At 66.1% G+C, this 4,430-nt stretch carries 2 protein-coding genes and 1 pseudogene; 1 reads left to right on the forward strand and 2 read right to left on the reverse strand.

The genetic code is table 11. The annotated features are described in order from the left end of the window. Positions 1-254 precede the first annotated feature (254 nt). Positions 255-1,280, reverse strand: coding sequence for an IS110 family RNA-guided transposase (locus C5F48_RS22025; RefSeq protein ID WP_245941516.1), 1,026 nt, complete (start codon positions 1,278-1,280; stop codon positions 255-257). A gap of 282 nt (positions 1,281-1,562) precedes the next feature. Here C5F48_RS22025 and C5F48_RS22030 point away from each other — a divergent pair, with 282 nt between their 5' ends. Beyond that, positions 1,563-2,585 carry an IS110 family RNA-guided transposase gene (locus tag C5F48_RS22030; RefSeq protein ID WP_107665889.1) on the forward strand — a complete coding sequence of 341 codons (1,023 nt, stop codon included), beginning with the start codon at positions 1,563-1,565 and terminating at the stop codon, positions 2,583-2,585. Between the two features lie 412 nt (positions 2,586-2,997). Here the strand turns inward: C5F48_RS22030 and C5F48_RS22035 are convergent. Next, positions 2,998-4,191, reverse strand: a pseudogene (locus tag C5F48_RS22035) (IS256 family transposase); the annotation flags it as partial. Between the last annotated feature and the right edge of the window lie 239 nt (positions 4,192-4,430).

Consider the following 4,430-nt stretch of genomic DNA (forward strand, 5'->3'; position numbering starts at 1 on the left):
GGATAGTGTCCCACGGCGTTCTCTAATCGACTTGGTCAAGGGCTGATCTTGCTGCGGTTCGTTCTGCGTGCCGGGCTCTGAGGTTCTCTCCGCGGTCGCCGCGAGGGGCCGCATGTTGGCGTTCAGGGTCGGGTGGATCGAAGTGGTGTGCGCGGTCGTTGCCGCAGCCGTGGGAGCGATCTCACCCTCGCCGCGCGTCCCGGCTGGACGCATTCCGTCGCGCTGAAGGTCAGCGTCTTTTTATGGTTCGTCTACTACGCCATCACGACCTCCCGGAAGGGCGTGTTGGTGCGCCACATGGCGTGCAGGGTGACCACCAGCTTCTGGGCCAGCGCAACCTTGGCCTTGCGCGGCCCGGTTCTCTCGGCAATCGCCTTGGCCCAGTCCCGCAGGCGGGGACAGCCGAGGTTTCGGCAGAAGATGGCATTCGCCGCTTCGAACAGGCACTTCCTGGTGAAGCCGTCTCCCCGTCTGGACACCCGCCCGTTCCGGCTGATCTCTCCGGACTCGTAGCGTCGCGGTGTGAGCCCGAGATAGGCGCCCGCGCTGGACGAACGTCGGAAACGAGACGCGTCATCGAAGGCAGCAACCACCGCCATGGCGGTAATCGGCCCGACGCCTGGCGCGGTCATCAGCAGGCGGACCGTTGCATGCCGCTTGGCAACTGCGCGGATCCTGCCGTCGAGCGCAGCGATGCGGGCGAGGATGTCGCGGCGCGCCTGCACCAGGGCCTCGAAGATCGGCACGAGTTCCGGGGCGACCGCCAGTTCGTCTTCGATGATCTCCTCGGCCCGGCGCTTGAAGCCGCCGACCCGCTTTCCGAACATGACGCCGAAGGTTTTCAGCAGCCCCCGGATCTCGTTCTCGAGCCGGACGCGCATGCCGACCAGAGCCTCACGCGCCGTCAGCATGGCCCGGTTGACATAGGCGTCGTGGCTCTTGATCTGCGCGGCCTTGAACCAACCGGTGCGGACGATCTGCGCGAGGCCGCGGGCGTCATGCCGGTCGGTCTTGTTCGGCATCATCTTCAGAACGCCGCTTGCGTGGCGGGCATCCATGCAGACTATCGGTACCTGCCGCTCCGTCAGCGCGTTCCAGAGCCAGACGGCCAGCGGGCCGGTCTCCATCCCGACCCGTTCGAGGTCTTCGGTTCGTGCCGTAAGCCAGTCGGCAATGGCGTCCGGGCAGGTCGGCACCTTCGCCTCAGCCACCTGCGAGCCATCCTGGCGCACCACGCAGATCGCCGTCTCCTCTTGCGATACATCCAGAGCTGCAAACATTCCCATCGCATCCTCCTTGCTCAGGCCCCGGCAAAGGGCCGGAGCGACTGACACCATCCTGCATCGACGAAAGCGCGGATGGGGCGTGACGATTACGCTAAGTGGTGTAGGAGCGCCGACCCTCGGAGTGGTGAGGGCTTGATCAGGCGGCCACTGCGGGCAGCCTGACAGTTGGATTGTCGGTCACGCGCGCGAGGGTTTCAAGATGTCGTCATGGGGCGGCCTGGACGGGAAAGGTCGTCACCCTGTGCAACAAGGGAGGAAGACGACATGTAAGCATTCATCGGCATCGACGTATCGCTGGCAAGTTCGGCGTTCTGCATCCTCGACGAACATGGACAGATCCTGAAGCGGGCGCAGGTGGCCAGCGAGCCGGAGGCCTTTGTCGCGTTCTTGGGCGGCCTGCCGTGGTCCATCGCGGCAATCGGCCTTGAGGCCGGCCCGCTGTCGCAATGGCTGCACCATGGTCTCGCCGCCGCGGGGTTCGACCCGGTCCTGATGGAGACGCGGCAGGTCAAGGCGGTCCTGAAGGCGATGCCTGTCAAGACTGATCGCCGCGATGCGGAAGGCATCGCGCAGCTGCTCCGCATGGGCTGGTTCCGGCCCGTTCACTGCAAGTCGGTCTCGGCGCAGGAACTTCGTGCCCTGCTCGGCGCTCGCAGGTCGGTGCAGAAGGCGCTGCTGGATATCGAGCAGTCGCTTCGTGGCGTGCTCCGCAACTTCGGCCTGAAGCTGGGTCCGGTGGGCCGGGGCCAATACGAGGCGCGGGTTCGCGAACTGGTCGAGGGCAATGACATGCTGGAGGCCGCGGCCACGGCGATCCTGAGCGCACGCGCGGCGCTGCGACGGGATCTGGCCGCCCTTGAACACCGACTGCGTGATCTCGCACGGCAGGACGAGGTCTGCCGACGGATGATGACCATGCCCGGTGTCGGGGCGTTGGTCGCGCTGACCGTGCGGGCGGCCATCGATGATCCGGCGCGCTTCCGATCATCGCGCGATGTCGGGCCGTGGGTCGGACTGACCCCGCGGCGGGACCAATCCGGGGAGCGCGACGTTGTGGGCCACATCACCAAGGCAGGCGATGCCACGCTGCGGACGGTCCTCTTCAATGCCGCGACGGTGATGATGTATCGGGCGAAACCCTGCTGGCTGAAAGCCTGGAGCCTGCAGGTGGCCCGGCGTCGCGGGCAAAAGCGCGCCACGGTCGCTCTCGCGCGGCGCATTGGCGTGGTGCTCCACCGCATGTGGATGGACGGAACGGATTTCCGCATGACCCGGGATGGGGAAGCTGCCGCAGGCTGAGGGTAAAGGGCTGAGGGATCAATGAGCGGGCAAGGAGGTTCTTTCTGACGGTGCAGCGATCGCGCCCTGACGACGTCCCTACCGGGACGCGGTTCCTGAGAACGCCGGATATGTCGCTGTCGCCGGACATCCGTTCGAGCGCGTTTTAAAGATGGGCGCTCAGGAACCGATCTCACCGACATCATGTAGGCGGCGGCGCGCCGACCACGGACGGAAGCATGACACCGGTGCGGACATGAGCCAGCGGCACAATCGCAGCACCGGGTGACGACCGGCATGAGCAGGCATCCCGGCGCGGGCGCTGCTCCGATGTCTGCGGTCTCCGCAGCGCCCGCGCCTGACGTTCTGCGAGCCGCCACAGGTTCCGCGGGTGGATCGGGGCGGGCATTTTTGATTGACGACCGCGGCCCCATGACGGAAGCGACATGTATCGCCTTGCGACCGCCCATTCGTCGTTGGTCTCGAGCAGTGAGCCATTGTGCGCCATTGGTTCGAGCATAATGGCGAACGCGCCGACGAGACGGATGATGGCCTTGTCGTTGGGGAAGATGCCGATGACGTCCGACCGGCGCTTCACTTCACGGTTCACCCTCTCCAGCGGGTTTGTCGAGGCGATCTGGGTCCAGTGCTCGCGGGGAAAGGTCATATAGGCTAGGACATCGTCGCGGGAGCTGTCCATCAGGGCCCCGAGCTTGGGCTGCTTCTCGCGCAGGGCATCGGCCACGATCTGCCACTGGGCCTCCGCCTCGGCCTTGGTCTCCTGCGCGAAGATCGTCTTCAGCATCGCCGCGACCGCGGTGCGCTGCTTGGCCGGGGCATGAGCCAGCGCGTTCCTCATCCAGTGAATGCGGCAACGTTGATGCATAGCGTTGAAGACGCGGCGCGCCGCGGCCCGCAGCCCCTTGTGGTCATCAGCGATCACCAGCTTCACGCCGCGCAGGCCGCGATCGGCCAGCTACCGCAGGAAGTCCGTCCAGAAGGGTGAGGGCCATCGCCCGAACGCCTCAGATGGACCGGTGGCGACGCCCAGCACCTCGCGCTTGCCGTCCTGGTTGACCGCCACAGCGATTATCACGGCACGGCTGACGATGCGCCCGCCCTCGCGCACCTTCACGTAGGTGGCGTCGAGCCAGAGATAGGGCCATGCACCCTCCAGCGGCCGGGTCAGGAAGGCATTCACCCGCTCGTCGATCTCGGCGCAAAGACGGCTGACCTGGCTCTTGGACATGCCGCCCGCGCCCATCGCCTTGACCAAGTCATCGACTGACCGTGTCGAGACGCCGTGGACGTAGGCTTCCTGGATCACGGCCACGAGGGCCTTCTCGGCGGTCCTTCGTGGCTCAAGGAAGCTTGGGAAGTAGCTGCCCTTGCGCAGCTTTGGGATCTCCAGCGCTATCCGACCCGCGCGGGTATCCCAATCCCGGTCGCGATATCCGTTGCGCTGAACCTCCCGCATCGGCGTCCGCGCACCCTTGGCCGCGCCCGTCCGGCCCTCGATCTCGGCCTCCATGATCCGCTCGGCCGCGAAGGCCAGCATCTCGCGCACGAGGTCGCCATCGGCCTGCTTCTCAACCAGTTCGATCAGCGCCATTCTGTCATCGGTCATCGGTCATCGGTCATCGGTCGTCGTCGTCTCCGTTGTCGGTTCCAGATCTCGTAACCCAAACCTTCTCCGAAGATCGGCGATGACCGCCAGCGTCACCCACGGCCGCGCGCTGCGCTACGCCGAAGGCTCCGCGCGCGGCCTCCTCCACCACCACCTGGGACACTGCCGCTGTTCGGCGCCGACTACCGCTAGTCTCGCGGCCCAGAAGCCCCCGGCGCGGTTGATCTGCATGGCCGCAA

The organism is Cereibacter changlensis JA139, from assembly GCF_003034985.1.
In the GTDB taxonomy this organism is placed as follows: Bacteria; Pseudomonadota; Alphaproteobacteria; order Rhodobacterales; family Rhodobacteraceae; genus Cereibacter; species Cereibacter changlensis.